Consider the following 25080-nt stretch of genomic DNA (forward strand, 5'->3'; position numbering starts at 1 on the left):
TCCTCGTGGCGCGGGCGCCTGAACGGTCGGAGGTCGTCGCCGAGGTGACCGGTCTGCCGGTTCTCGGCGACGACCTCCGCCGGCCGTCCGTTCCCTACACGCTGATATCGGCGTCCCACAGGTCGGTGTTGTGAGCGTCGACGAGAGCGCCGATGCGGATCAGGGCCTCGGTGCCGGACCGGGCGTCCAGGCGGCGCCCGTCACGCAGACGCAGGGAGACCTGGTCGCCGGCGGCCTCCTTGGCGCCGATCACCGCCTGGTAGGGCACGAGCCGGGCGGCCCGGATGCGGGCGCCCAGGCTGCCGTGTTCCGGGCCGGCGACCCTCGCACGCAGTCCCCGGTCGACGCCTCGCCGTACGAGTTCGGCGGCCTGGGGCATCTCGGCCTCGGAGACCGGGAGGACCACCAGCTGGGTGGGGGCCAGCCAGGCGGGGAACGCGCCGCCGTACAGCTCGATGAGGTGCGCGACGGCCCTCTCCACGCTGCCGATGACGCTGCGGTGGACCATGACCGGCCGGTGTTTGGCACCGTCCGGGCCGATGTAGTGCAGGTCGAACCGCTCGGGCTGGTGGAAGTCGATCTGGACGGTGGACAGGGTGGCCTCGCGGCCGGCGCCGTCGGCGATCTGGACGTCGATCTTCGGGCCGTAGAACGCCGCCTCCCCCTCGGCGGCCTCGTACGCCACGCCGGACTCGTCGAGAACGTCGGTCAGCAGGGCGGTGGCCCGCTGCCACATGGCGGGGTCGGCGACGTACTTCCCGCCCGCCTCGGGAAGGGAGAGCCGGTAGCGGGCAGGGCGGATGCCGAGGGCGTCGTATGCCCGGCGGATCAACTCCAGCGCTGCCCGGGCCTCGTCGGCGGCCTGGTCCAGGGTGCAGAAGATGTGCGCGTCGTTCAGCTGGATCGCCCGCACCCGGGTCAGACCGCCGAGCACCCCCGAGAGCTCGGAGCGGTACATGCCTCCCAGCTCGGCCATCCGCAGGGGCAGCTCACGGTAGCTGTGGGAACGGGAACGATAGATCAGCGCGTGGTGGGGGCACAGGCTCGGCCGCAGGACGACCTGCTCCTCCCCGAGGTCCATCGGGGGATACATGTCCTCGCTGTAGTGGGACCAGTGCCCGGAGATCTCGTACAGTTCCCTCTTGCCCAGCACGGGCGAGTACACATGCCGGTAGCCGGCCCGGCGCTCGGCGTCGCGGACGTACTCCTCCAGGGCGTGACGCACCGCCGCGCCGTCGGGCAGCCAGTAAGGGTCCGTACGGCGTCAACCCGCCGTACGAGGGCGATGCCGTCCCACGCGAGGCCCCTTCACCTTCGCGGTCGCCCGCCGTTCAGCCGCTCGGGCAGCCGTACTTCCCGTTCAGCGTCCGCACCGTCTCGGCGGGCATCTCCACGTCGCTGACCAGGAGCGTCGCCTTGCCGGCCATCGTCAGGTAGCCATCCACGACGTGCATCGAGTCGGGCACCGAAGCCTTGGTCTCCACCTCCTCGTCCCGTGCCGTGCCCTCCCACCGGGTGGGACCGGTGATCGTGAACTCCTGGATGTCCAGGCCGCGATCCTTCAGCAAGGCGCGCACCTCGCCGACGGGCTTGTTGCGGAACGGCACGCAGTGCATGGGTGCGCCTGGCACGTCGAAGCCGGTGATCGCCTGGTACTTCTCGCCGGGACGGGCCTCACGGCCGAGGAAGATCTCGGCCGAGCCGGTGAAGTCCTTGCGGACCTTTATGCCGATGGAGCAGCGGAACGGTTCGCAGTCTCCGGACCGGTCGATGACCTCGATCCCGTCCGGCTTGGCCGGATTCTCAGCTCTGGTGGCCGAGGAGAGCGAACCGACCAGGCCCGGTGAGGCGGGCAGGAGTCGCAGCTTGACGTCGAGACCGGCATCGCGCAGCTGCTTGTCGTACACCTCCGGCGTGGCCAGCAGGTCCTTGACCTCGATGAGGTAGTAGCCGTCTTCCTCCTTGATGTCGAGCGCCGAGGCGGAGGCGGGGGCGAAGGCGAAGGGGACGGTCGCGGCGGCCGCGAGGGCTCCCACGGCGATCGGCAGCGCGAGCAGCGGGCGCCGCCTCCTGCGGAGGGGCTCGGGGCCGGGCTCCTCATCCATGATCTTGTACATCGTCTCCCGCGCGCCGGCGGTCAGACCGGGGCCGGGGCCGGGGGCGAGGCGCCTGACGACGTCGTCGGCATGCGGGTTCACAAGGACTCCTTGGCGAGACTGACGGCGCGGGCGCCGTACCGGTTGAGATCACCGTCGTCGGCGGCCAGTTCGGTGGACAGGCGCTTGCGGGCGCGGTGGAGGCGCTGGCGCACGGCGATGCGCGAGCAACCCAGGACCTTCGCTATCTCGGCGTTGCCGAGGCCCTCCCAGCCGACGAGCGACAGCAGTTCCCTGTCGTCGGCGGACAGCCGCATGAAAGCCGCGCGCGTCGTCTCGGGCACGAGGCTTGTCATCGGGTCGGTCCAGTCGGTGAGCTCCTCACGAAGGCGTGAGGTCAGGGCCGCCCTGCGGGACTCGCCGCGACGGTGGTTGGCCAGTGTGCGCCTCGCCACGCCGTACAGCCAGAGTCTGGCCTGGTCGCCGGAGGGTATGTCGGCGAGCCGCCGCCACGCGGTCGTGAACGTCTCGGCGATGATGTCGGCGGTGTCGTCCGGGTGGTCGGTGCGCCGCTGGACATAGCTGGAGACGGCCGCGTAGTGCTCGGTATAGAGCTCCTCAAAGCGCGGCCTGGGGTCCGGGGGTCCCACGTGGTCGTCCCTTCCGTACGAAATGTCACATGAAGGAAGATGTCCGGCCGGTTCCAGGCGTGACAGGTTCGATCAACCGCGGTACGGCACCGTGCCGACGCCCGGCCCCTGACCGGCGGGCCCGCCGTCTTCGCGGGCGGGGATCGGAACACCGGACGTGGGCCCGGTGGCGACGACGCGGGAAGCAACGGATGCGCAGGTCGGCGGTCAGTATTCCAGGCCGTGATCCAGGGCGTTCACGGAGGCTCCGGCCCGCGTGCCCGTCGTGGCGGTGCCTGCCTCCCGCCGTCCGTCTCGGAGAAAAATGCAATGGAGTTAAGTTTTGAAGTGGACTTGAAGTTTGGATGATGCTTAACTTTCTTGCCATGACCGAAGGGCTGCGAGAACGGAAGAAGCGTCAGACGCGGCAACGCGTCTCCGAGGTGGCCATCGGCCTGTTCGTGGAGCGAGGCTTCGAGCACGTCACGGTCGCCGAGGTCGCCGAGGCGGCGGAGGTGTCCGTCAACACCCTCTACAACTACTTCCAGGCGAAGGAAGACCTGGTCCTGCCACCGGACCGGGCGTCTCCGCAGCGGCTCGCCGACATCGTGCGTGACCGCCCGCCCGGCGAGTCCGCCGCGCGGGCGGTGCTGGCCCATCTGCGCGAGGAGGTGCGCCACCGTGACCCCAAGCTGGGACTGACCGAGGGGTTCGGCCGTGTCTTCGCCATGATGCGGGCCGCCCCCACGCTCACGGCCCGGCTCGGAGACCTCGCCCTGCAGATGACCGACGCGCTCACCGCCGTGCTCGCCGAGGAGACCGGGGTCGCGCCGGACGACCCGCTGCCCCGCGTGGTCGCCTACGAGCTGGGCTGCTTCCACTCGCTGATCTACACCGAGATCGGCAAACGCGTCGAGGCGGGGCAGAGCCCGGACACGATCGCCGAGGCCGTGCTGGAACTCCTGGACATCATCGAGGACCTGCTCGGCGAACGGGTCCTCACCTATGCCGTACGAGAGGAACCACCATGTTCAGAGTGACGATCCGGGGCACGTTCGACGGGCTGAGCGACGCCGGTCGCGCCGCCGTACTGGCGGCGGGCGGAGCCGCCTTCACCGAGGCCGGAGCGTTCACCCACGACGCGACCCTTTCGGCGTTCACCTTCCGCTGCCAGGTGCCCGCCGGTCCGGACGACGACGAGAACGAGGCCACCCGGCGGGCGATCGCGGCGCTGGACGCGTACGGTCACCCCTACCGGGTTCTGCGCGTCGCGGTGACGGACATGCGCACCATCAAGATCCGCCATAAGGGACGGGTCTGATGGCATCGCCGCAGGTCAGGTGGATGGCACCCGCCTGCGGCAGGTCTACGGCGTTCTGATGCTGGGCAGGTACTCCTTACGGGCCACGGCGAAAGGAGCAGACCATGCCTGACAACGTCGTACTGAGCATCCGATTTCACCCGATGGGCGGTGAAGACGTCTCCGTGATGAGCGGAGACTTCGCCGGGGAGTCCGAGGCGCTGGAGGCGATCGTCCGTGCTCTGGACGAGCACCGCAGCCTGGTGTTGACCCGGGCGAGATACGGCCTTGAGACCGAGGTGACCGGAATCGTCGTCAACCTGGCCAACGTGGTGTCGGTGCGGGTGTCGAAGCCGGACGGCGTCGAGGCGGGCCAGTACCTGTGAGACCTGTCCTGGAGGGGGCGATCCCATGAAAGTAGGTCTCGGCCTGCCCCCGGGCGACCCCGTGTCCCTGCTCGGCTGGGCCCGGCGCGCCGAGGCCGGTCCCTTCTCGACCCTGGGCCTGCTCGACCGCATCATGTACGGCAACCCCGAACCGATGGTCACCCTGGCGGCCATCGCGGGGATCACCTCACGGATCCGCGTCCAGACCGAGGTGCTGATCGCACCCCTGCGCGCGACCGCCCTGCTCGCCAAACAGGCCGCGACCCTGGACCGGGTCTCAGCCGGCCGCTTCACCCTCGGCGTGGGGGTCGGCGCGCGCGAGGACGACTACCGGGCCGTGGGCGTCGACGTCCACAGCCGGGGGCGTCGCCTGGACGAGCAGATGGCGGCTCTCCGGCACCTCTGGGAAGGCGGGCCGTACGAGGACATCGGGCCGATCGGCCCCGCGCCGGTCCGCCGGGGCGGCCCCGAGGTGTTGTTCGGAGGCTTCGTTCCCGCCACCGTCGAGCGCGTCGTCCGCTGGGGCGACGGACTCCTGGGCGCTCACCTCCCGCCGGAACGGATGGGCCGGTTCTTCGGAAGCGTCGAGGCGTCGTGGCATGCCGCCGGACGCGCGGGCCGTCCCCGGCTCGTGGCCCAGGCCAACGCCGCCCTCGGCCCCGAACCGGTCCTGGACGAGGCGCGGCGTTCCATCGGCGACTATTACGGGTTCCTGGGGGACGGCGCGAGCAAGGTGGCCGAGGAGATGCTCACCACCCCGGAGGCGATCCGGCGGGCCGTCGCAGCGTACGGCGACGTCGGCGCCGACGAGGTCATGCTCTACTGCTGGTCACCCGACGTGGACCAGGTCGACCGCATCGCCGACGCCGTCCCCTGATCTTCAGACCCCTGCCCCCGTCACCAGGCGCGCGTGCGACCGACCCACACGTTGCGGGCGCGGAAATAGGTGTCGGCGGCAGGACCCGGCTGCTCGTCCCAGCCGGGATCGCCGGGTTCGATTCCGGAGGCCCAGGAGCCCATCTGCAAATTGATGATGAGCGACTGCGGGATACCGGCCCAGCCGACTCCCCGGTGGGTCGCCTTCCAGACCCCGTCGAAGTAGTAGTCGACCAGGACGTCGTCGCCCTCTTTGGTCATCCAGACGCGGTACTTGTGCCAGGCATCGGGGTCGTGGCCGCTGACCGTCTCACGCTCGACGATCTCACCGCCGTTGCCATCCGAGTTCCGGGTGTTGAAAAGGTTGGTGGAATCACCCACGTACTCCAGGATGTCGCTCTCCGGAGGCCAGGCCGGCCAGACTCCGGTGGTCCAGAAAGCCGGCCAGATGCCCTGCCCGGTATTCGTACGGAACTCGCCCTCGATGTCGTACTCGGGGAACTGGTCGTTGATGAGAATCTGCTCCTTGGCGTGGACGGCGCCCGAGCGATACCACAGCGGAGCATACGGACTGTGCGTGCTGTTCCCGTCCGGCGCGGCCAGCCGGGTCGCCGTCAGGGTCAGCACGCCCTGAGCCAGGGAAACCTGGCCGGCGTGCATCCTGGCGGCGCCATTGTGCATGTCGGCGCCGCCGTCCCAGGGATAGAGATGGTTCCACTCCTTGTTGAAGGCCGTGGAACTGCTGAAGGAGGACTTCTCGATGATGTTCTCCCACGTGGCTTCGGCACGGCGGCCACGGTTGGCGGCCGAAGACGCGGCGCTCGCCCCGGTGGGAACGAGTGAAAGCCCCATGGACAGACCGCCGACAGCCGCCGCCGAGGCGAGGAGCTGACGCCGATTCATTCCTTGTTCGGACATGTCTTCCCTTTCTTCAATCCTTGAAATCGGTCGGTTGCCGGCGTGCGACATGAGGCCGGTCGGCTGATCGCAGGAAAGGGCAGGGCGCTGTGGACCGTGTACGGCCCGCCGTACACCTGGGTGCCGGCCTTCTTGAGCACGTGGGGCACCTTGTCGCGGGTCCGCACGGGGAGTGCCGGGTACGGCGGTGGCACCGGGTGGACCGCCCGCCGTCAGAGCTTCGGCGGCCGGCGACTCGGCAGGGATGCGGCCGACGCCACGCGATGCCGCCTCTTCCAGCGCGCCGGCGTCCGCCGGTTTCACCACAGGTGGTCCTCATTCGAGATGATGATCATGGTGAGGCGAGAACAGTATGCCGACGGAACCGAGAGATCCGCAACCAGTTGGTGCATGCCAGGAACTTTTTCCTGTTGTGTCCTTTCGGGTGTTGTGGGAATGTTGGTCGCGTTTCGCAGCACGCATACACACGGCAAGGGAATGAAGTCCATGGTCTCGGCGTCCCTCAGCGGCCGCCGTCGGCACTGACCGGTCTGCTCTTCTCGCAGCACCGGCACCCATCAGTGCCACGCCCGTCTCACGGCGGCCCCACGCGCGGTGCCTGACGCACCGCTCCCATCCCCGTTCGCAGGGATGGCCCCGGCTCGACGCCGGGTCTGACAAGCCTGCGCGGCTCACCGATCCGCCCCGTGCGGCGGGAACGCGCTCCACCGTGTCATCTACGTGAGGTCACCATCACCGTGGGCATCAACGTCCAGAGCTTCGCCGTCGCCAACCTCCGTCGCCGTCCCGTGGTCGTCCAGACCGGCGGCTTCGTCGCGGGGTTCGACCCCGGCACCACCAGCCCGTACATCAACTACGCGACTCCCATGCCCGGCACTCGGCCGACCGGCCGGGACGTCGCGGCGCTGATCGAGGCGTTCCGAGAGCGCGGTCTCAAGCCCCGGCTCGAATTCGCGCCGGATGCCGCGCCCGCCGTGGAGCCCGCACTGCGCGAGGTGGGATTCACCGTGGAGGAGGTCCACGAGTATCTGGTCTGCACCCCGGCCACGCTGACGACGCCGCCGGTCACCGGTTCTGTGGAGACCCCGTCCACGGACGAAGACTACGCGTCGATCGACGCCGCCCTGTCCGAGGCGTTCGCCGGAGTGTTCACCTCCTCTCCCGAAGGCGCGGCCCGGCTGCGCCGTACCCAGGAGAACGGCGGGGCGGTCCGGTTCGTCCGGGCCCCCGACGGCGGCTGCGCCGGTGGGGCCTCCTGCTCGGCACCGGCCGTGGGCACCGCGGAGCTGGCAGGCGTGGGCACCCGCCCCGCCTTCCGCGGCCGTGGCATCGCCGGCGCGGTCACCGCCGCACTGACCGAGACCATGTTCGCCCAGGGAGCACAGTCGGTGTGGCTGGAGTACTCGGGTGAGGGCTCGCGCCGCGTCTACGAACGCGTCGGCTACGAGCCCCAGGGAACCCGCCTGTACATGGCGCTCGAAGGATGACCTCCAGGGTGTCCCCGTCCTCAGCCGTCGGGTGAGGTGAGTTCGAACCAGACGACGGTTCCGATGGAGTCTCGGTGGAAGCCCCAGCGGGTGGCGAGGTCGTTGACGAGCGTGAGTCCGCGGCCTCCGGTGGCGTACGGGCCCGTGGTCTTGGGGCAGGGGATCTGTGAGGAGCCGGGGTCCTGGACGGTGATGAGTACGCCGTTGAGGACGAAGGTGACCGTGATGAGGAATTCCTGGGGTCTGTCGGCCGGCCCAGTGGGGTGTTCGATGGCGTTGGTGGCGAGTTCGCTGGTGAGGAGCATGGCGTCGTCGCGGCAGGGGTGGTCGTCACCGAGGAGTTCGGCGACGAAGGTGCGCGCGGGCCTGACCTGGCTGGGTATGGCGGTGAAGCGCTGGGAGATCATGGGTGTCTGTCCCAGGCGCGGTGGCCACATCCTGTCGGGATGAGCCGGGCCGGTGGTGTCGGTGGTCATCGGCCGGAATCGATCAGTGAACGCGCCGACGAGCAGGGACAGCAGTCGCGCCGCCATTGTTGTCACTCCCCTCAATCGCGATGCTGAGACTGCTTGGCCGGGTCGTTGAACTCCCGGCGTCTGCTTCAACGGGTGGCGGGCTCATGTGGCCGCTCGCGTTCGGTACGGTTCGCGCCTGCCGAACGGAGGGTGCCCGCCTGGCGGTGATTCTCGTCCGTACGGCACGGCGGAGGTCATGGCCGGTCGCGAGTGGCGTCCGCGGCTTGGGGGAGAGGCCGCGGGTGGGTGAAGCCTCGGCGGGCGCGCGGTGACGGTGGCCGGCGTGGTCGCGGGCAGTCGGCCGCACAGGCCGAGGCGGCGGCGGGCCGCCATGCGGGTACGGGTCTGGGCTGGGGTGGGCTGGTCCCACAGGTGGTCGGGGCGGTGCGGCAGGCTGACGGCGTCGTGGGTATAGGGGGGATGACCGCACCACCGGCAACCCAATGGTGATGGCGGTCGCTCGGCATGCCAACGGACCCGAATGATCCTGATGCCGCTACTAGGGTTGGACACAGGTCGCACCTCCAGAGTGCGGTCGAGGCTCTGCCGGGCGACGCCATTCGCCTGGCAGAGCCGTTTTCTACGGTGTCAACGGCCACGTTCGTGTCACGGATGGTGGCCGGGTAAGAGGCCACATCTCTCAGGGCGCATCAATCGCCACGTGCGGGTTCACACACCCGTTAAACGGGGTCACCGCGCGCTCCCGCCATCGGCTCGGACAGCGGATGTGTTTCGCGGAGTTCGGTGTGCCGGAGCGCGATCCGGCGAGCGGCTCGGTCGGGTTCCGTGGCCGAGTGCCACGCATAGTTGGCACACCTGTGTTCGGGATTCCAGCCGGCTCGCCACCAGTAATTGCGCCCGTCACACCACACGACAAGTTCGATCCACACGGACAGGAGCGCCACCCCGTCACCGTGGTGCGCGTCCGTCGCGACGCCCAGTGCTCCAAGCTCCTGCCTGAGCCGTTCGACAGCCGCTTCGGCTGTCGTGGCGACCAGGTGATGGGGGTGTCTCCTGTCGCCTCCGCGTTCATTACTCCTCACGGAAAGTGAAGCTAGGACCACGAAGAGGCAGTGACATCAGTGCCGTTGATACTTTGGCGCAGGTAGGGGCCAAGCGCGTTATGGCGGGTTACTTTGAGTTCATGGCCTACTCAGACCCGGCGGCGGAGAGTGTGGGAACACGCGTACGGCGTGCTCGTAAGCGTGTGGGCATCACCCAAAGCGAGCTGGCCCGGCGCGTCAGCCGCGCGCAGTCCTGGGTGTCCGGGATCGAGAACGACAGCATCCCCCTGGACTCCATCGCGCTGATCAACACCCTTGCCCGTGTTTTGCGCGTGCACCCCAACGAGCTCACCGCTCGCCCTTACCGGGGTGACACCCCTGCCGGGGACCGCGGGCATTCGGCGATCCCCGAGATCCGCCGACACTTGGAGCGCTACGACCTCGACCCCGAATGGGTCGGCGAGGTACGGCCGTTGCCCGAACTCCGCGCCGCAACCGAGCACTCGAGCTGGCTACGGAGAGAGGCCCGCTACGCGGAGCTGGCCGACGGCCTTCCGGCTCTGCTCTCCGAGCTTCAGGCGGCCACCCATCTCTATCCCGAACCTGACCGGAGTACGGCGTTCGGACTGCTCTCGGTCATCTACCAGACAGCGGACTCGGTGGCCTACAACCTGGGCTACGCCGACCTCTCCTTGATCGCCACCAGCCGGATCCGCTGGGCCGCGGAGCGATCGGGAGACCCCTATCACGGAGCTCTGTCTGCTTATCTGCGGATACGGAACCTGTGGTCCAGCACCTCATGGAACGACGCGCTGGCTGTGCTCGACTCGGCGTGCGCGAGCATCGATGACGAATACATCGCTGGCCAACCGGAGGCACTGGCTGTCTGGGGCGGGCTCCAGTTGCGAGCCGCGATCACTGCAGCTCGCAAGAACGACGCCGATGAAGCGTGGTCACGCCACCGTCTCGCGAGCGAAGCGGTCACCCGGCTCGGCTCTCGCCAGCGCACCAACTACTACGAGCTGTGCACCAACCAGACCAACATCGACATTCATGGCGTCGCCATCGCCGTCGAACTCGGTGACGGACCGCAGGCTGTACACCGAGGACAGGCGGTCCGGCTCCCGAAAGGTCTGCAGGCCAACCGCGTCGGATATCACCATCTCGACCAAGCTCGGGGGCTGCTGTGGTGCGGCAAGCGCGAGGCCGCTCTGGCCGAGCTGGAGCACGCGGAGAAAGCTGCTCCCCTGCTCATCCGTAACCACCCGGTGGCTCAGCAAGCCGTGCGAACACTGCTGGACCTTGAGCGGTACAGCTACCGTGAACGCATCCGCCGCCTTGGCGTACGCATGCATATCCTCTGAGGCATCCGATCTCCAGCACTCTATGAATCATGATGACACGACCCTCAAACAGTGAGCCTTTTTCATCCTTGGGCGAGCCGGTGGTTCTGAAGAACAGCGATGGCCTTGCACAGGTGTCCCGCCTTGCTGGGGCTGCAGCGGAGCTTTCGCAGGATGCGCCAGCTCTTGAGCTGGGCGTTCGCGCGCTCGCCTGGACCGCGCAGGCGGGCGTGTGACCGATTGGCCCGCTTCTGCGATCCGGGCTTGTTCTTGCCCTTGTATGGAGTGAGGACCGGGCCTTCGGCTCCCTGGTAGGCCTTGTCTGCGAGCGTGATGATCCCGGCCCGTTCCAGCTGGCGCAGGATGCCCCAGATCCGGGCGGCGCTCAGATCATGGGTCTTGCCCGGCAGCGCCCCGGAGGTCCATAAGATCGTCCCGTCTGGTGAGGCGATGACCTGGACGTTCATCCCGTGTACCCGGTGCTTACCGGAGAAGTACGGCCGGTCGGCCTTGACCCGGTCGGTGCGGATGAGGGTGCCGTCCAGCACCAGGTAGTGCAGGCCGTCCTTGCTCGCTTTGCGCAGCGCTTGCCGGAGCTTCGGGGAGCGTGTCGACAGCAGTTTTACCGTCTCCTCCACGTAGCGCCATGCGGTCGTGGTCGACACTCCGAACCCGGCTCCGAGCTCGCTGAAGGTATCGCCCTTGCGTAGGTAGACCAGTGTGAGCAGGGCCTGCTGTCCGGGGTTCAGCCGCCGCCAGGTTGACCCGATCGCCTTGCGACGTCTGCGGATCAGGCCGGCTACGTAGTTCAGCGTTGAACGCGACAAATCGACGGCGGCGCGATAGAACAGCACCCGGAGCTCCTGGTTGTGACGGGCGTGGTTGTGGTGATCAACCCGTCTACCAGGAGCTTCTCTATGTCATCAGGCGAACGGCAGGCTCGCGATCAGGCTGTGACTTGCGGACCGCCATTAGAGGATGAAAAAGGTTCAGTGAAGCAGCCCGCAAGATGTGAACCTTCACCAGCATTGAGTTCGTCGCAGATGCGCGTGTGATGAACTCCAAGGCGCGTGGTGAACTCCAAGGAAGGAAAAGTCGCGATCCCGGTTGATCAATTGCAGCAGGAGTAGAGCAAGGGATTATGGATGGAACCACCTCCCGCTCGATTTATAGAAAACGTTGGACGCCCTCAGCTGAGATGATAGTTCTGAGGTGTCACGTCGGCACCGAGGAACCTGCCAGTCGTTCGATGAGTGCAAAGATGTCATCGCGCTGTTTGCGCTGGCGTCCAAGGGCGGCTGATGTGCCGTCGCCTCGCCAGCTGGCGCTAGGCTGGCCCAGCGGAAGGGCAAGAGCGAACTGCTCACTCACGGGCTTGTCCAGGTATCCAATGCCTTTCAACGCTTCGTACACCTGGGCATAGTCGGCATACTTGTGGTTTTTCTTGGAATCGGTCAGGTATGCCTGGACCCGCTCGTGTGCGTCATGCTCGTCCCGGAGCAAATGGATCATTGCCTGCCGACGGTAGCGGACAGCGCCCGGGGATCTTCCAATTTGATGGCCGATCTCTAGGTAGGTCTGGTCCGGAGTTGCTGTGATCACGGTGACCGTTTCGATGCGGGTCCACTTCTTGCGGAATCGGTCAGCGACCTCAAGTTGGACTTCTTCTGCCATGCGCTCCCAGAAGGCGCGTTCCCCTGCAGGAATAATTTCCAGCTCATTTGGGTTGAACTGAAGTCGGCGTGTCCGGCTCTGAGGCTCATCCGCCGAAGAGTTGTTGCTCAGAGTGGTCACTAGGGCTCTTTTCTCATGGTGGGCAGCGGGGCGAGTTTCGTGTTAATGAAGCTCTCCACTTGGCTTGCGGCCTCATATAGTCGATCCGTGGCGTCACGTTTATCGGCCAACCGGATCTCTGTGATTTCATGGACCCCTTTCGAGTGAAGCTCCCGAACCGCAAGCTCTAACTGTTCAATGCGCTTGAACAGTGCCTTCACTGCTGCCTCATCGGATCCGATCAGTCGATTATGGGGTTTGGTCTGCTTAGCGCCCTTTTCTTCCTGGGATTTGGCGTGTGCCTCGTTCCGTCTCGTCTTGACAACGCCGCGGATCTCCTTCTCTAGTTCGCGGGCGTCGACAGCGGCGAGCTTGTTTTCTTGCCGGGCGACCATTTCCGCGACACGGACCTGCTCACCTGGCTTCAGGCGCCATGCTCGTTTTTCCGGGGAGGCATATTCAGCGAGAACTCTGAGGGTTGCTTCATCGAACTTATCGGGGTAGGCCTGCACGACCTGCAGCGCGTGCTCGTCGATCTCAAGGAGACTCAGAGCCTTGCGCACGCTGTCTTCTGTTTCCCCTTCAAAGCACGCAGCGACGCCTGAGTCATCAAGACCAAAGTCCTCTTTTACGGCTTTGAACATATAACCACGCTCAAGATCGATCAGCGGCTCAGCCATGTTCGCTGCGTACAGATGCTGCTGTATGAGTAATTCCCGTTCTTCTTCTTCATCTGGAGGAATGCTGTAGATATTCGCCCTCAGGGTAGGAATACCGCCTTTCAGTGCCGCAGTGTGACGGCGATGCCCATTTATCAGCTCATACGTGCCGTCATCATTCTTCAGTAGCGACACGGCGTGAATCTGACCGTGCCGTTTCATGCTGTTTAGTAGGTCGCTAATCCCCAGATCTCCCGTTTTCTTTCGAACCTTCTGTCGTGATGCCTGAATCTCGCCCAATGAGATTTCGGCGCCCGTTCTGACGACTTCTAGCCCCATTTTGATTTTCCTTTCACGCATAAGAGTCTCGGCATATCTAGGTACGGTACTGCTCCGGATTGGCGCCGAGCTCATCTATCATTGGAATGAGGGTCTTCATGACAGAGCACAGTCTCAGCAGGCCCCTGCCCCGCTGCCCGGCAATATAGATTCCCAGTCCGCTGTCACCTCGATGGACCAGCGCCTCAGCAGCCTCCGCCACCGAATCGAAATCACCGCTAAACGTCCGCAGGTTGTATTCACTCCGGCAGCTCTTGGTCCCGGACGGGCCTGTTCCCAGGAGGAGCGCGACAGTCGCCTGCAGCTTACGCGAGCTGGTGCCGTCAGCGTGTGCGCCGAGCGTGAGATTGACGCGCGTATCCACGTTCGGATGTCTAGCGGCAGCCTCCAGATGTGCAGCAGTAAGATGGCAAAGCACATCCCTGCCGATCTGGTGGCGCTGCTCTGGCCCGAATGCACGGGCCAAGCGCGCGGCCTTTTTCGCCTGGTCCGGTGTCACCCCGAGGGCCTGGGCAGCCTGGGTGTACGTCTGCCCAGCGCTATGCCGCGCGAGAACGCTGTCCCCCCGTTCGAGGACATCCTGTGCCATCTTCCTTGCCACACCTACAGGTTCGCATAAGAAGCTCCTACCCGCCATAAGTCGCTGTATCTCATGTTTTCCCTGCTCAGCGGGTGGTTGCGGGCGGCTGCGCGGGCCGTGATACGGCTATCGGCTGTGCCGCACTCTGCCGCACCGCTTACTTGAGGCCATAAGCGCACCGCCTGAAGCTGGCTTATGCCGACTTGCCCTGCACTACAAGAGCGCAGATGTCCGCCGAGTCCACAGCGGAGTAGTTAAAGGCATAGCAGCCTGCAGCCTGTATGCCTCGCTTATGCATTGAGGGATCATGGCGTCGTGGCCGGGGCGAGCAGTCAAGTAAGACGAGTCGATGCCGGTGGCCCCGCACTACGTTCATGCCTGCCACGCCGGGCTGTCCACCCATGGATGGCGCTGCCCAGTCTCTGCTCATCGTGGCTATACCACCGGCTGCTCCACTGACGACCCACCCACTTGAGTTCCCCGCCCGTCCAGATTAGCGGGACGCTCAATCCGTCCGGTGCCGAGCGAGCCGACTGGCTGGCCGGCCCTGCATGTTACCCCGCATAACAATTGCATGCCTGGACCCTCGTACGGCGAATCCCGCTTCTGTTCCATGCCGGTTGCCCCTGATCGGCGCGAGCAGGCCCAGCACCGGGATCGCGGTCGGCTTCTGGTGGAAGCGCGCCCATCCCGCTATCGCCCGCCACCCGCGTGTACAGCGATCATCCACTCTGACCAGGGTGTACAACAGTTCACCTCACGAGACCTTCGCCCAGCGCGTCAAGGACTCCAGGCTCGTGCCCTCAATAGAGAGCGTTAGGATCTGCTACGACAGTGCCATGATTGAGGTGTTCTGACCCCAGATGCAGGTTGAACTTCTCGATTGCTAGCACTGACGCATCTGGGGTCAAGCTCGCCCACGCAGTCTTTGACTATCTAGAGATCTGGCGGCGATGCTGGTCGTAGACGGTCTTCCAGTTCCCGTAACACGGCGGCAGATTACGCCAGGTGATGGTGGTCCGGCCCCAGGAAACATCCCGTTGATGACTGTTCGCTGATCGGGCCAGAGGCACCAGCCGTTCCTGCTCCACATTAGACAGGTCATAGCGGTTCAGGTGGTCATCCACCACGCTGATCTACACTAAACCACCATCAAAGATTACAGGATACGCCCCCAGCAGTCACCGCCCTAGGTAATAATCTAGGCATGACAGACCCCTCCGACGAGTACTCGCGATTCGCACCCGATGGCAGCGAATGGTGGAAGCTCAAGACCACACCTGGCGGCAGACGTCCCTTCGGCGGAGAAAAGCGGATTGCCGCTTGGCTTTGGTTCAACGCAGAAGTTAGCGAAACATTCACCATGAGGCAGCTACGTCAGTCGCTAGGCGATGGCGATGGTGAAGCCGAAAACGCCGAACAGCTGAACCGTAGACTGCGGGCTTTGCGCCCCGATGATTGGGTTATTACCTCATACAAGGACGACCGAACTCTCCCACCTGACACATATCGCCTCGATAAGAAAGGTGTGAAGATATGGCTAGATAAAAGGACGGGGAAAGCCGCCGTTTCGCAACGGACACGTCGCCTTGTTATGGAACGTGACGGTTCTCGTTGTAAAATTTGCGGAGTAGGAGATGGTGAGCCGTACCCTGACGAACCTACGACGAAGGCAAAGCTGACGATAGGTCACAGAATACCTGAAGCCCGCGGAGGATCTCGGGAAGAAGGAAACCTTCGAACTGAATGCGCACGTTGCAATGAGCCTGTACGTCATGAGGCCATAGATCCCGAGACGTACGATGAGGTCTTTGCCGAGGTTCGTACGCTCAGAAGCAGCGATATTCGGTCTCTTCTAACATGGCTGCAATCCGGAGAGCGGACACGCTCTAAACTCGATAAAGCACACGATCGCGCCAGAAAACTCTCCTCGCACGAGATCGACCGACTGATCATCGAACTGCATCGAATGCTCGGAAACTAAGTGGTAAGGCCTGGAGTGAAGTTCTAGCTCCAGGCCTTACCACTTCTTAATCCATCGCATAAGGCTTGAGCTGGGATTCATCCGCAGATGCCACGTGGTCCGGTAATGATTGTTGATCAGCCCATTGGGCGGCTTCTGACGGGACGATACTCTGAGCGTCGTGGTCGAGTAGTTGCTGCCAACCTGCTTAAGGGCCGTTCTCGCCGCCTGCCTCTGGCGTACCCACAAACGCGGCGTCTCACCACCACCATGCTCGCCCTGGCCTTTTTCGCCGTTGTGCGCTCCGCCCCGCTGGCTGAGGGCATCGATGATCGGAGAAAGAACGCCTACTTTAAAAGACACCGCCCTGAGTCTCGCACGTTTGATCCGTCCCACACGTGCCGAAATACGCTGCGGCCTGGCCCAGCTGCTCATTCCCGTGGCCAACGCGAGCAGTCAGGTCCCGGCCTAGTCTCACCCCCGGCAGTTCGACCAGACCCGCACCCTGATCAGCTGCTACGGGAGGCGCGGGGATCTACTCCTAGAAGATCCATAAATATGGTACACATCAGCTTATTTTGGCACGATAATGCTCAAACTGGTCATGGCGAATGTGATCTTCCTGGCCGAGGAAGGCTTTGAACTGGCCCAGCTTGTAGGCCGCCGGAGCCTTGCCGTTGCTGATCTCGATATGGAAATCACGTCCGAGGAGGCTGATCCGGCGTTCTAGCTCGTGGGGTTCCAAGGGGAGTTTGATAGCCCGGGCGATCTGAGCGGCAGTCATGAAGTCGCCCTTGTCGCGGAGCACTCGATAGATCGGGTCGTGTGCTGTTTCCAGATCGCGCTCACGCCGCTCGGCCGTATGGTTGAGCGCGACAGCAATGGCAACGCCGAGGGCCTTGGCAACTGGCGGCGGGAAAGCATTGCCGATCTGACGGTAATTGGACGTCTTCTTGCCAGTGAAGATCCACCGGAACTCCTTGTCGTCCCATCCCTGGATCCGCGCAACCATCTCGCACGTAAGTTTGGGCCCCACGAGGAACTCGTCCTCGGGGTTGGGGGCGTGGTTGGCGACTCCGAGTGCGTCCACTCCCATTTCTGCCCAGGCACGCTTGGCCCGGGTAGGCCCGAGGTCCGCGCCGCCGTGCTTCTTGGATCCGCCGACGATGGTAGGTGCGATGTCATTAGCTTCCTCTGCCCACCTCTCCGCGCCCTTCCATCCATTGGCAGAGACAAGAGGCAACAAGGTTTCGCCGACGGTGGGGGCTTTTCCGATGGGTTCAGGCCAGTGGAAATGGGCGAAGTCCTCAGGCGCCATCGCAACAAGGACGAATCGGGGCCGTAATTGCGGAACTCCATAGTCCGAAGCATGCAGCAGCCGCCATTCGGCGGCATATCCGAATTCGCGGAGCCGATCAAGAACGTGCTGACGGTAGCCGGCAAAGCGAGGCATACTCAGACCGCGGACGTTTTCCAGTAGGAGGGCGCGTGGCTGGACGGTCTTGACCTGCTCGACAGCCCATGCAAAAAGATCACGTTCATCAGTGGCCCCTAGTTGCTTGCCCGCGATGGTGAACGGCGGGCACGGGACGCCGCCGGCAAGTAGGTCGATGGGGCGACGGTCTGGCCCTGGAGCATAGTCGGCTGGATCCCAGACGCTGAGATCTGCGACGTCGCCCTGGGCTACCTTCCAATCGGGCCGATTGTAGCGCAGCGTGTTGACTGCGTTCTGATCCAACTCGATGGCGAGTTCGTGTTCGAAGCCGGCCTTTTCGAGGCCGAGGGCCTGGCCGCCTGCTCCAGCACAGATCTCAATGACGCGAAGTGGCTCGGTCACGGGGACCCCTTTCGATTCCTGGATGCAGCGCAGACGAGTTGCCAGCTGTATCTTCGTTTGAAGAACAGGGAATCGTGCGCTTACCGGTGTGGATGTGTCTGACAGTCAGAGAGATCGAGCTCGCAAGCAGGCTCATGAACGAGGCCTTTACCCAGCCCCGCTCAACGAGGGCCGGTCGCGGAACATGCAGGCTAACCGCCGGACGAACACCAAGCCGGAGGTGGCTCTGCGCAGTGCGCTTCACCGGCTTGGCTATCGCTACCGCAAGGATTTTCGGCTCGATCTTAAAGAGGTAAGAGTTCGGCCGGACATCGTCTTTACGGCACGGAAGATCGCGATCTTTGTGGACGGTTGCTTCTGGCACGTCTGCCCTGAGCATGGTCGGCAACCGACCACCAACGAGTGGTATTGGACGCCCAAGCTGCGGCGAAACATGGAGCGCGACCGCGCTGCCGATGCTGCTCTTCAGGATGCAGGCTGGCAGGTTGTCCGTTTGTGGGAGCACGAACCGCTGTCCACCGCCGTGGAGGCGGTGGTGGCTGCGCTGAGCTACCAGTCCGAACACACGAGCGACTTTAGCGGAGTTGACTGACAGGAACGTCCAGACTTCCTGATGGTCATGGCTGATTCGTTGGTAAGGATGAGCAATTGCTTGAACTCTGTGGATCTGTCGTGGAGGGGTGTACCTTCCCGATGATCATGTGATCTCAAGCATGACCGACGTGCCAATGTCGGTCGGGAAGGCACACCTGTTGCTCACCGTAGTCCCTGACCCCGCCGATGGCGATCGCTCTGTCGCAGACAGCTCCGCCTCGGCGTCGTTGATCGGTGAGATCGTGCACGAGGGCGCCCGCCGGATGCTCGCCGAGGCACTGAAGGCCGAGGTCGACGCCTGCATCGCCCGGTTCGCCGACGAGCGCGATGAGCTCGGCCGCCGCCTGGTCATGCGCAACGGCTCCCACCAAGCGCGGGAGGTCCTCCACTGCGCTTCCCCTTCTACCGTGGAGACCGAACCTGAGGTGAGGTTGGGTCATGGGAGTGACCAGACGCAAGTTTGATCCAGAGTTCCGGGCAGGCACGGTGCGCATCGTCAAGGAGACCGGCAAACCCGTCTCGCAGGTCGTGTGAGACCTCGGTATCAACGAATACACGCTGCACAACTGGATGCAGATGGATCGGCATGCCGGCGGGCAGGTCGGTGGCAACGGCGGTGGGAGCGGGAAGCTGAAGGAATCCGAGCAGGAGGAACTGGCCCGGCTGCGGCGGGAGAAGGCCGAGCTCGCCCGGCAGCACGCCAAGGAGAAAGCGGTTTGGGAAAAGGAACGCGCCGAACTGGAAGAAGACGAGCGTGATGTGCTCAAGCGTTCCGTGGTCTTGTGGATCAAAGAGGCGATGGGCCGATGAGCGTGGCGGCCTCTATCAGCTCCCAGAAGACCGAGCACGGCATCGGCCTTGCCGCACCCCAGGGAAAACAGGTGCCTCGTTAAGCTTGTGAGGTGAGTTCCGAGAGAACGCTTGTGCTGTGGGACATCGATCACACGCTGGTCAGCGTCGACGGGGTCGGCAGGGACATCTACGCCGAGGCCTTCCGCGTGGTCACCGGTCGGTCGATGCGGCGGGTCGCGGCCATGGCGGGGCGGACCGATTGGGCGATCACGGTGGAGACGCTCCAGATGCACGGCGTCGAGGTGTCGGAGCAGCTCCTGGAGTCCTTCGGCGCTGCCCTTGCCGAGGCGTTCGTCGTTTACGAGGCGGCGATCTCGGAGCGGGGCAGGATTCTGGCCGGGGCGCGTGAGGTGCTCGACGTGCTGGCGGGCCGGGCCGATGTGATCCAGTCGGTGCTCACCGGGAACATGGAGCCTCTCGCGATCGGCAAGCTCACGGCGTTCGAGCTGGAGCACTTCGTGGACTTCGAGATGGGTGCCTACGGCATGGACCACGAGGACCGTGCCGCGCTGGTGGGTCTGGCGCAGGAGCGGGCCGCCCGGAAGTACGGGGAATCCTTCGCCAGGCACAACACCGTGCTGGTGGGGGATACGCCGAACGACGTCCTCGCCGGTCACCTGGGCGGGGCGAGGGTGGTGGCCGTCGCCACCGGCTCCAGCGACGTCCGAACGCTGAAAGACGCCGGTGCCGAGCTGGTGCTGGAAGACCTCACCGATACCGCTGCCGTCGTGCGGGCTGTACTCGCGGCAGGGGATCAATAGTCGTCCGTCATTCAGTGGTGCCGGACTTCCCGAGCCGGTCGCCGAAGACAACAAGAAGGACGATGAGGAGGAACGCGACGAGCCCGGTGACGGTTCGCACGACGTGCCACGCCTCCCACCGTTGCAGGATCGCCGCGTAGTCGGCCGGGGCCGAGGAGACGGCCCACTGCCTGATCTGACCGTTGATGGGAACGTTACCGAACCGGGTGACCAGGAACGAGGTCACCACCAGGGCGCCCGCGCCCGCCGCGAGAAGCCGCGGGAGAGAGCGCGTCAGGACGGCGAGCAGGGACGAGCTGACCACCGCCAGGGCCATCATCGTCTGCATGACGAGGCCGTTCACCCCCATCAGCGCCGTGTGGAACGTGAATCGCACATCGAGGGGAACGGCCCGGAACGCGTAAACGACGTTCACGGCGCCATAGCCGAACGCACCCGCGAGCAAGCCCGTGGACAGAAGCGCGAACGTTTTGACAGGTCGGACCAGCATGACGAGATCTCCTGTGAGGATGAGGATGAGGATGAGGAAGAGGGGTGCGCCCGGCGGTCTGGGCCGCCTTGATGCGGCGGCTCACCACGTTCTCGCGGGCGGCACGCCGCAGCGATCGCCCCCGAAGAGATCACGCGGCTCCCCCGTCGAGGATTCCGTCTGAATCGTTCTCATGCCGAGATCGTTGCTTCTGTCATCGTTCGCGGTCGTCCTGCCCGGGGCGACTTTTCCGGCTACGTCGCGGAACGCAGAAACGGGTGGAACTACCGCGCGGGGAGTAGCGCGGATTCCAACCTGGTGCGGAGGAGGGCGACCGGCGTGCGTGCCGCCGTCCGAACCGGAGTGAAGGTGAGCGTGGTCACGTGCGGGGGCGTTTGGGCCTGGGCGGCGGGCCGTAGGCCCGGATGAGGGCGTCGCGGACGGCAAGGCGTCCGGCCATCCGAAACGACCGGTCGCTTGAGTCGATGAGGTGGACGCCGATGCCCCGCAGGACGACCGCCACCGCCACGGTGGTCCCGGTTCCCTGATCGGCCAGTTCCTCGCCCATGCCCGCGGCGACCGCCGCGTGGAACCCGTCCAGCTCGTCCTCGAAGTGAGTGCCCTTGACGACGGCGTCGCCGGCGACCTCGAACGTGAAACCGTCCTCCCAGGGTTCGAAGTCCGCGGTGACCTCCGCGAAGTCGGAGGGGCACCCGGCTTGGCGGGCGTACACCGCCCGGACGCCTCGGATCGGACGGGGTGGGAACGTCCTGGGCTCGAGGTCCATGAGGAAACGGTAGCCCGCCGAGCGCGAACACGGCGCGCGGGCCGGTCGGACGAGAACCGGCAGCGGACGGCTCCCCGTACGCCGCTATTGGACCGTGCCAATTGATGACCTTGATATCCGCTTATAGGTTGATCCGCGCCATCGCCGGGGGAGCGATGCGCGTAATCGGAGGTCAACGGGTGTTGGTAAGACGAATTTCACTTCTTCTCACGGCAGGGCTTCTTGCCGCCACGGGGCTCGTCGGAGGTGGTCTGGCCGCCTCCCCCGTGGGAGCGGCGGCGATCGCCCCGTGTCCCGGGGTCAAGGGCCTGCCCGATCCGGCGCTCTGCAGCACCCATGAGGACATGTTCCCCGGCGCGCGGACCGGGGTGCGGACCGGCCCGGAGGCGGCCGGGCCTCGGCTCACCGCGCGGCAGGCCGACGCGGCGGCCGATGCGGCGCCCGCCCAGATCGCCTGTGAGGGCGACGGGGTGAGCGGCAAGCGCCTCCAGATGCTGTACGTCCGCGAGCCGAGCATGCCCGACCGCTACAGCCAGTTCATGCCCGTGTTCCAGGCGTGGCTCGCCAGCGCCGACGACGTCTACAACGACGCCGCCGCCGAGAAGGGGCAGAGCAGGCACATCCGCTTCGTCACGAAGGAGGTCCCCGGCGGGTGCCAGATCGTGATCGAGCCGGTCGTGGTGCCCGCGGGCTCGCTGGCCACCTTCGCGAGCGGCAACGCCGCGGTGAAGAGCCTGGGATACAACCTGCCGGACCGGAAGTACTTCATGCTCACCGAGTCGACCGCCATCTGCGGAGTGGCTCAGCTTTTCCAGGACGATCGGCCCGGCCCGGAGAACTACAACAACTACGTCACCAGCTACGGGCGGGTTGACGCGACCCCCAACTGCTTCGGAGCCAACGCCTTCACCCACGAGCTGGGCCACGCGCTGGGCGCGGTGCAGTTGACCGCCCCGAACAGCGACGGCAAGGGGCACTGCTCGGACCTGTACAGCACGATGTGTTACGGCGGAACCCCGACCTGGTCGTGCCCGGAGTGGAAGAGCAACCTGGTCCCCGACTGCAACCACGACGACTACTTCAACATGGCCCCGGAGCCCGGCAGCTATCTCGACACCCACTGGAACATCGCGAACAACGACTTCCTGATCAAGGGGAACACCGCCGAGCCCGCCTCGCACCCCACGATCGGCCTCACCTATGTGATCACGAACGTGTCGACCGGGGGAGCCATCGAGCCGGTCGGCGGCTCCGTCGCCAGCCTGAGCAGGCTCAGCCAGCGGGCCCGGACCAACACGCCGAGCCAGAAATGGCTGATGGGCTACAAGACCGGCCTCCAGTTCGTCAACGTGAACAGCCGGATGTGCGTGGACAGCGCCTACGAGGGGACCGTCCCCGGGACCCAGACGCTGCAGTACGGCTGCAAGGGCTCGGACGCCATGCGGTGGACGTACCTGTCGCACGCGGACGGCAGCCACTCCATCATCAACTGGAAGTCCGGGCTGGCCCTGACGGCCGTGGGCGCGTATCCGGCTCCGTTGGAGCAGCAGCCCTACACCGGTGCGGCCAACCAGCGGTGGAGGTTCGACCAGATGGCCGACGCCGGTCCGGTCGACGGCGCGACCTACCACCTGATGGGCACCGGCACCCGTGAGAACGTCGAGGTCCTCAACGGGTCGTCGGCCTCCGGCGCGGCGGTCACGCACGCGGCGCCTTCGAGTGCGAAGAGCCAGCAGTGGACGTTGCGCAAGCAGGCCGCGCCCGGCGTCTGGAGGCTGGTCAACGTCAACAGCGGCATGTGCCTGAACGTGCCGCGGACACCCGCGACCATACCGCCCCAGGTCGTGCAGACGGCCTGTGGCGCGGCGTTGTCCAAGGACCTGTGGACACTGCGTCGCGTGGCGGACGGGACGTACCTCGTCGTCAACGCGGCCACCCAGCTGGTGCTCAGCATGACCACCGGCGCGCTGTCCACCCTGACCCAGCAGGCCCTCGCGGCCGACCAGAGCAGCCAGATCTGGGCGCTCAGGCCGCTGTAGCGTCCGGCACCCTTCGGCGCCGTGGAGTGAGATCGCTTCTCCGGGCGGGCGTTCTCACTCCACCTGCAGATCACACGGCGTCCTGGCGGGCAGCTGGGATCGCCGCGCTCCCGGCGCGACGGTGTCCGAGGCGGTCGGCTTCGCGCGGCCGCGCCGTACAGGGCGGCTCACGTCGGCTTTCTCTAGCATCCGGTCCAGGGCCGCGTCGACGAGTTCGCCCAGCTCCTCCACGGACCGGCGCTGCCGCAGGGCCTCCTTGGCCTCCCAGTCCTTGATGGCGGCCTCGATGTCGCCGAAGCGTCCCGGGGTGACCGTGATCTGTTTCCCGTTGATCTGCCGCAGGGCCACGCCGCCTACGATGTCCCAGTCGCGCACGCTCATGTCTCGTCACCCGGCTGAGCCGCGCAGATCAGGTTCGCGACCCTTTCGGGCCGCTCGCGCCTCACCGTCTGGGGGTCGGAACCGTTCCGCAGGGACACCAGGTAGCAGCCCGAGCGTGGCCCCATGGTCACCGTGGCGGCCGCCGATCCCGCGGCGTCGTGGACGGTCAGCTCGGGGGCATGCAGGATGTGGTGCCCCAGGGGGTACGGCCTGCCGTCGCCGAACAGCTTCAGATCGACCGTGTGAACGACACGGGAGCGCACTTCTCGCGCCTTCAACAGCCGCTGCACGACAGCCAGGTCCCTGTCGGGTCTCTTCACCGTCGCGTCCGTCACCGCATCGTCTGAGGGTGCTTTGTCGGATTGTGTAGTCGTCTGTATGGAGGTCATACGGCGACGGTAGAAGTCGGCGGTCCTGGGGCTCAATGATGTTGGTTGAAGTTGCCCTATAACTCTTAAAACCGTCCAATACGGCAGTAATCAATCACCTCGCCTCGCCGATCGCCATGAGTGGCGTGAGTGGACAGTGCCGCGAGGATGACGACCCCGATTGCCACGATTGCCACGCCCCGGGTAGCGCCCACCAGGACCGGCCGCAGCGCGTTCGGTTCCGTTTGACCTCCGGGAAGAGGCGAGAGGCGTTGGCGTGGCCCTCGGTCCGGCGTTGGCGCAGGTAGGGTTCGAATTCGTCGCCGACGCCGGTGATGTGTGGTACCCCGCCTTTGCAACTCGCGAGTACTTATGTGAACCCTTGAATAATGTGGTGTTAATCTTTCCTGCATGGAACGGGAAGTGTTCGAATGACGGATGCGTTCCAAATGACCGTCGAAGGACTGGCTGGTCAGGTCAATCAGCAGGTGGAGCGCGTGCGCGAGACGTACGAAGCGCTCAACTCGATCGAGTCCACGATGGGCTCCTCCGACGGGATGATCAGCGTGGTCGTGGGGCCGCAGGGCCAAGTCCGCGACATCGAGCTGGACCCGCGCGTTTACCGCAAGCTCTCCGCCACCGAGCTGGCCGACGCCATCATGGAGCAGATCAATCGCGCCGCGGCGGCCGTCTCGGAGCAACGCCGGCACCTGCTGGAGCCGCTCATGCCCGACGGGCTCCGCTACGACCAGGTCTTCGGTGAGAATGTCACGCTCGACGCGTTCCTGCCCTCCCCCGTGGATCCGGACGTATGAGTGACCCCTACGGCGGCTACTACGTCCGCCCTGACGCGCCGCGCCGGCAGGCCCACGTCTATGACGAGCAGCGCGTCAACGTGACGAAGGTGCGCGACGAACTGATGGCGGCCTTCGACCGCGACCGGAACACGCTGGGCAACGACGAGTACGGTGCCGAGTTGGCCAAGAAGCTCCCCGGGATAGAGGAGCGCATCTTCTCGGACCTGAAGGCCTTCATCACCAACCTGGAAGGCGCGACCTCCGGCCTGCACACCACCGCCGGCAATTACGAGCAGGCCGAGCCGCCCTGGGCCTCCGGCTCCTGAT

Annotated in this window: 28 protein-coding genes; 14 read left to right on the plus strand and 14 right to left on the minus strand. The window is 65.3% G+C overall.

Features of this window, described 5'->3' with window-relative positions:
• Positions 1-94 precede the first annotated feature (94 nt).
• The 3 genes from thrS to J2853_RS38525 form a co-directional block, all read right to left on the minus strand.
• Positions 95-1225, minus strand: a complete 1131-nt coding sequence (gene thrS / locus J2853_RS38515) for a threonine--tRNA ligase (RefSeq protein WP_370879485.1) — start codon at positions 1223-1225, stop codon at positions 95-97.
• A 106-nt stretch (positions 1226-1331) separates the two neighbouring features.
• On the minus strand, positions 1332-2198 hold the full coding sequence (locus tag J2853_RS38520) for a hypothetical protein (protein ID WP_307566071.1): 867 nt from the start codon (positions 2196-2198) through the stop codon (positions 1332-1334).
• The gene (locus J2853_RS38525; RefSeq protein ID WP_307566073.1) at positions 2195-2746 is read right to left on the minus strand and encodes an RNA polymerase sigma factor; all 552 of its coding nucleotides are present in this window, start codon (positions 2744-2746) and stop codon (positions 2195-2197) included. Before J2853_RS38525 ends, J2853_RS38520 begins: the two co-directional genes overlap by 4 nt.
• A gap of 365 nt (positions 2747-3111) precedes the next feature.
• Here J2853_RS38525 and J2853_RS38530 point away from each other — a divergent pair, with 365 nt between their 5' ends.
• From J2853_RS38530 to J2853_RS38545, 4 genes are all read left to right on the plus strand, one after another.
• A complete protein-coding gene (locus J2853_RS38530; protein ID WP_307566075.1) occupies positions 3112-3765 on the plus strand; it encodes a TetR/AcrR family transcriptional regulator in 654 nt (217 codons plus the stop codon).
• Positions 3753-4046 (plus strand): DUF6204 family protein, encoded by a 294-nt coding sequence (locus tag J2853_RS38535; protein ID WP_307566077.1) that lies wholly within the window; start codon positions 3753-3755, stop codon positions 4044-4046. Before J2853_RS38530 ends, J2853_RS38535 begins: the two co-directional genes overlap by 13 nt.
• 104 nt (positions 4047-4150) lie before the next feature.
• Positions 4151-4411: a hypothetical protein gene (locus J2853_RS38540; protein ID WP_307566079.1), complete on the plus strand. Its 261-nt coding sequence runs from the start codon at positions 4151-4153 to the stop codon at positions 4409-4411.
• A gap of 25 nt (positions 4412-4436) precedes the next feature.
• On the plus strand, positions 4437-5288 hold the full coding sequence (locus J2853_RS38545; RefSeq protein WP_307566080.1) for an LLM class flavin-dependent oxidoreductase: 852 nt from the start codon (positions 4437-4439) through the stop codon (positions 5286-5288).
• A gap of 20 nt (positions 5289-5308) precedes the next feature.
• Here J2853_RS38545 and J2853_RS38550 read toward each other — a convergent pair whose 3' ends face one another.
• The gene (locus tag J2853_RS38550; protein ID WP_307566081.1) at positions 5309-6205 is read right to left on the minus strand and encodes a glycoside hydrolase family 16 protein; all 897 of its coding nucleotides are present in this window, start codon (positions 6203-6205) and stop codon (positions 5309-5311) included.
• A gap of 737 nt (positions 6206-6942) precedes the next feature.
• Between J2853_RS38550 and J2853_RS38555 the strand changes: the two genes are divergently transcribed.
• A complete protein-coding gene (locus J2853_RS38555; RefSeq protein WP_307566083.1) occupies positions 6943-7692 on the plus strand; it encodes a GNAT family N-acetyltransferase in 750 nt (249 codons plus the stop codon).
• A gap of 20 nt (positions 7693-7712) precedes the next feature.
• On the opposite strand, the gene J2853_RS38560 is transcribed toward J2853_RS38555, so the two are convergent.
• The gene (locus tag J2853_RS38560; RefSeq protein WP_307566084.1) at positions 7713-8225 is read right to left on the minus strand and encodes an ATP-binding protein; all 513 of its coding nucleotides are present in this window, start codon (positions 8223-8225) and stop codon (positions 7713-7715) included.
• Between the two features lie 1126 nt (positions 8226-9351).
• On the opposite strand from J2853_RS38560, the gene J2853_RS38565 reads away from it, so the two are divergent.
• Complete coding sequence (locus J2853_RS38565; protein WP_307566086.1) at positions 9352-10575, plus strand: helix-turn-helix domain-containing protein; 1224 nt, start codon at positions 9352-9354, stop codon at positions 10573-10575.
• A 62-nt stretch (positions 10576-10637) separates the two neighbouring features.
• Here the strand turns inward: J2853_RS38565 and J2853_RS38570 are convergent, their stop codons facing one another.
• From J2853_RS38570 to J2853_RS38585, 4 genes are all read right to left on the minus strand, one after another.
• Positions 10638-11408, minus strand: a complete 771-nt coding sequence (locus tag J2853_RS38570; protein WP_307554833.1) for a transposase family protein — start codon at positions 11406-11408, stop codon at positions 10638-10640.
• Positions 11409-11769: 361 nt separating this feature from the next.
• The gene (locus tag J2853_RS38575) at positions 11770-12348 is read right to left on the minus strand and encodes a hypothetical protein (protein ID WP_307566089.1); all 579 of its coding nucleotides are present in this window, start codon (positions 12346-12348) and stop codon (positions 11770-11772) included.
• Entirely contained in the window at positions 12348-13325 is a 978-nt protein-coding gene (locus J2853_RS38580; protein WP_307566090.1) for a ParB/RepB/Spo0J family partition protein, read from the minus strand. The genes J2853_RS38575 and J2853_RS38580 overlap by 1 nt, the downstream gene beginning before the upstream one ends.
• A 37-nt stretch (positions 13326-13362) precedes the next feature.
• A complete protein-coding gene (locus tag J2853_RS38585) occupies positions 13363-13914 on the minus strand; it encodes a hypothetical protein (RefSeq protein ID WP_307566092.1) in 552 nt (183 codons plus the stop codon).
• 1198 nt (positions 13915-15112) lie between these two features.
• Between J2853_RS38585 and J2853_RS38590 the strand changes: the two genes are divergently transcribed.
• Entirely contained in the window at positions 15113-15889 is a 777-nt protein-coding gene (locus J2853_RS38590) for an HNH endonuclease (RefSeq protein ID WP_307566094.1), read from the plus strand.
• A gap of 547 nt (positions 15890-16436) precedes the next feature.
• On the opposite strand, the gene J2853_RS38595 is transcribed toward J2853_RS38590, so the two are convergent.
• Positions 16437-17705 (minus strand): DNA cytosine methyltransferase, encoded by a 1269-nt coding sequence (locus tag J2853_RS38595; RefSeq protein ID WP_307566095.1) that lies wholly within the window; start codon positions 17703-17705, stop codon positions 16437-16439.
• Between the two features lie 94 nt (positions 17706-17799).
• Here J2853_RS38595 and J2853_RS38600 point away from each other — a divergent pair, with 94 nt between their 5' ends.
• From J2853_RS38600 to J2853_RS38615, 4 genes are all read left to right on the plus strand, one after another.
• The gene (locus J2853_RS38600) at positions 17800-18297 is read left to right on the plus strand and encodes a very short patch repair endonuclease (protein ID WP_307568960.1); all 498 of its coding nucleotides are present in this window, start codon (positions 17800-17802) and stop codon (positions 18295-18297) included.
• A 121-nt stretch (positions 18298-18418) separates the two neighbouring features.
• Positions 18419-18763 (plus strand): hypothetical protein, encoded by a 345-nt coding sequence (locus tag J2853_RS38605; RefSeq protein ID WP_370879486.1) that lies wholly within the window; start codon positions 18419-18421, stop codon positions 18761-18763.
• Between the two features lie 106 nt (positions 18764-18869).
• Entirely contained in the window at positions 18870-19109 is a 240-nt protein-coding gene (locus J2853_RS38610) for a hypothetical protein (RefSeq protein WP_307566096.1), read from the plus strand.
• 92 nt (positions 19110-19201) lie between these two features.
• On the plus strand, positions 19202-19912 hold the full coding sequence (locus J2853_RS38615; RefSeq protein WP_307566098.1) for an HAD hydrolase-like protein: 711 nt from the start codon (positions 19202-19204) through the stop codon (positions 19910-19912).
• Between the two features lie 7 nt (positions 19913-19919).
• Here J2853_RS38615 and J2853_RS38620 read toward each other — a convergent pair whose 3' ends face one another.
• Together J2853_RS38620 and J2853_RS38625 are read right to left on the minus strand one after the other, a co-directional pair.
• Positions 19920-20402 carry an anthrone oxygenase family protein gene (locus J2853_RS38620; protein ID WP_307566099.1) on the minus strand — a complete coding sequence of 161 codons (483 nt, stop codon included), beginning with the start codon at positions 20400-20402 and terminating at the stop codon, positions 19920-19922.
• Between the two features lie 358 nt (positions 20403-20760).
• Positions 20761-21168, minus strand: a complete 408-nt coding sequence (locus tag J2853_RS38625) for a hypothetical protein (protein ID WP_307566101.1) — start codon at positions 21166-21168, stop codon at positions 20761-20763.
• A 182-nt stretch (positions 21169-21350) separates the two neighbouring features.
• On the opposite strand from J2853_RS38625, the gene J2853_RS38630 reads away from it, so the two are divergent.
• On the plus strand, positions 21351-23207 hold the full coding sequence (locus tag J2853_RS38630; protein WP_307566102.1) for an RICIN domain-containing protein: 1857 nt from the start codon (positions 21351-21353) through the stop codon (positions 23205-23207).
• A 54-nt stretch (positions 23208-23261) separates the two neighbouring features.
• Here the strand turns inward: J2853_RS38630 and J2853_RS38635 are convergent, their stop codons facing one another.
• Both J2853_RS38635 and J2853_RS38640 read right to left on the minus strand, forming a co-directional pair.
• On the minus strand, positions 23262-23588 hold the full coding sequence (locus J2853_RS38635; protein WP_307566103.1) for a hypothetical protein: 327 nt from the start codon (positions 23586-23588) through the stop codon (positions 23262-23264).
• Positions 23585-23908 carry a hypothetical protein gene (locus tag J2853_RS38640; protein WP_307566104.1) on the minus strand — a complete coding sequence of 108 codons (324 nt, stop codon included), beginning with the start codon at positions 23906-23908 and terminating at the stop codon, positions 23585-23587. Before J2853_RS38640 ends, J2853_RS38635 begins: the two co-directional genes overlap by 4 nt.
• 497 nt (positions 23909-24405) lie before the next feature.
• Between J2853_RS38640 and J2853_RS38645 the strand changes: the two genes are divergently transcribed.
• Together J2853_RS38645 and J2853_RS38650 are read left to right on the plus strand one after the other, a co-directional pair.
• Positions 24406-24771 carry a YbaB/EbfC family nucleoid-associated protein gene (locus tag J2853_RS38645; RefSeq protein WP_307566105.1) on the plus strand — a complete coding sequence of 122 codons (366 nt, stop codon included), beginning with the start codon at positions 24406-24408 and terminating at the stop codon, positions 24769-24771.
• Positions 24768-25079 (plus strand): hypothetical protein, encoded by a 312-nt coding sequence (locus J2853_RS38650; RefSeq protein WP_307566106.1) that lies wholly within the window; start codon positions 24768-24770, stop codon positions 25077-25079. Before J2853_RS38645 ends, J2853_RS38650 begins: the two co-directional genes overlap by 4 nt.
• The last annotated feature ends 1 nt before the right edge of the window (position 25080 follow it).

It is taken from the genome of Streptosporangium lutulentum, assembly GCF_030811455.1.
GTDB lineage: Bacteria > Actinomycetota > Actinomycetes > Streptosporangiales > Streptosporangiaceae > Streptosporangium > Streptosporangium lutulentum.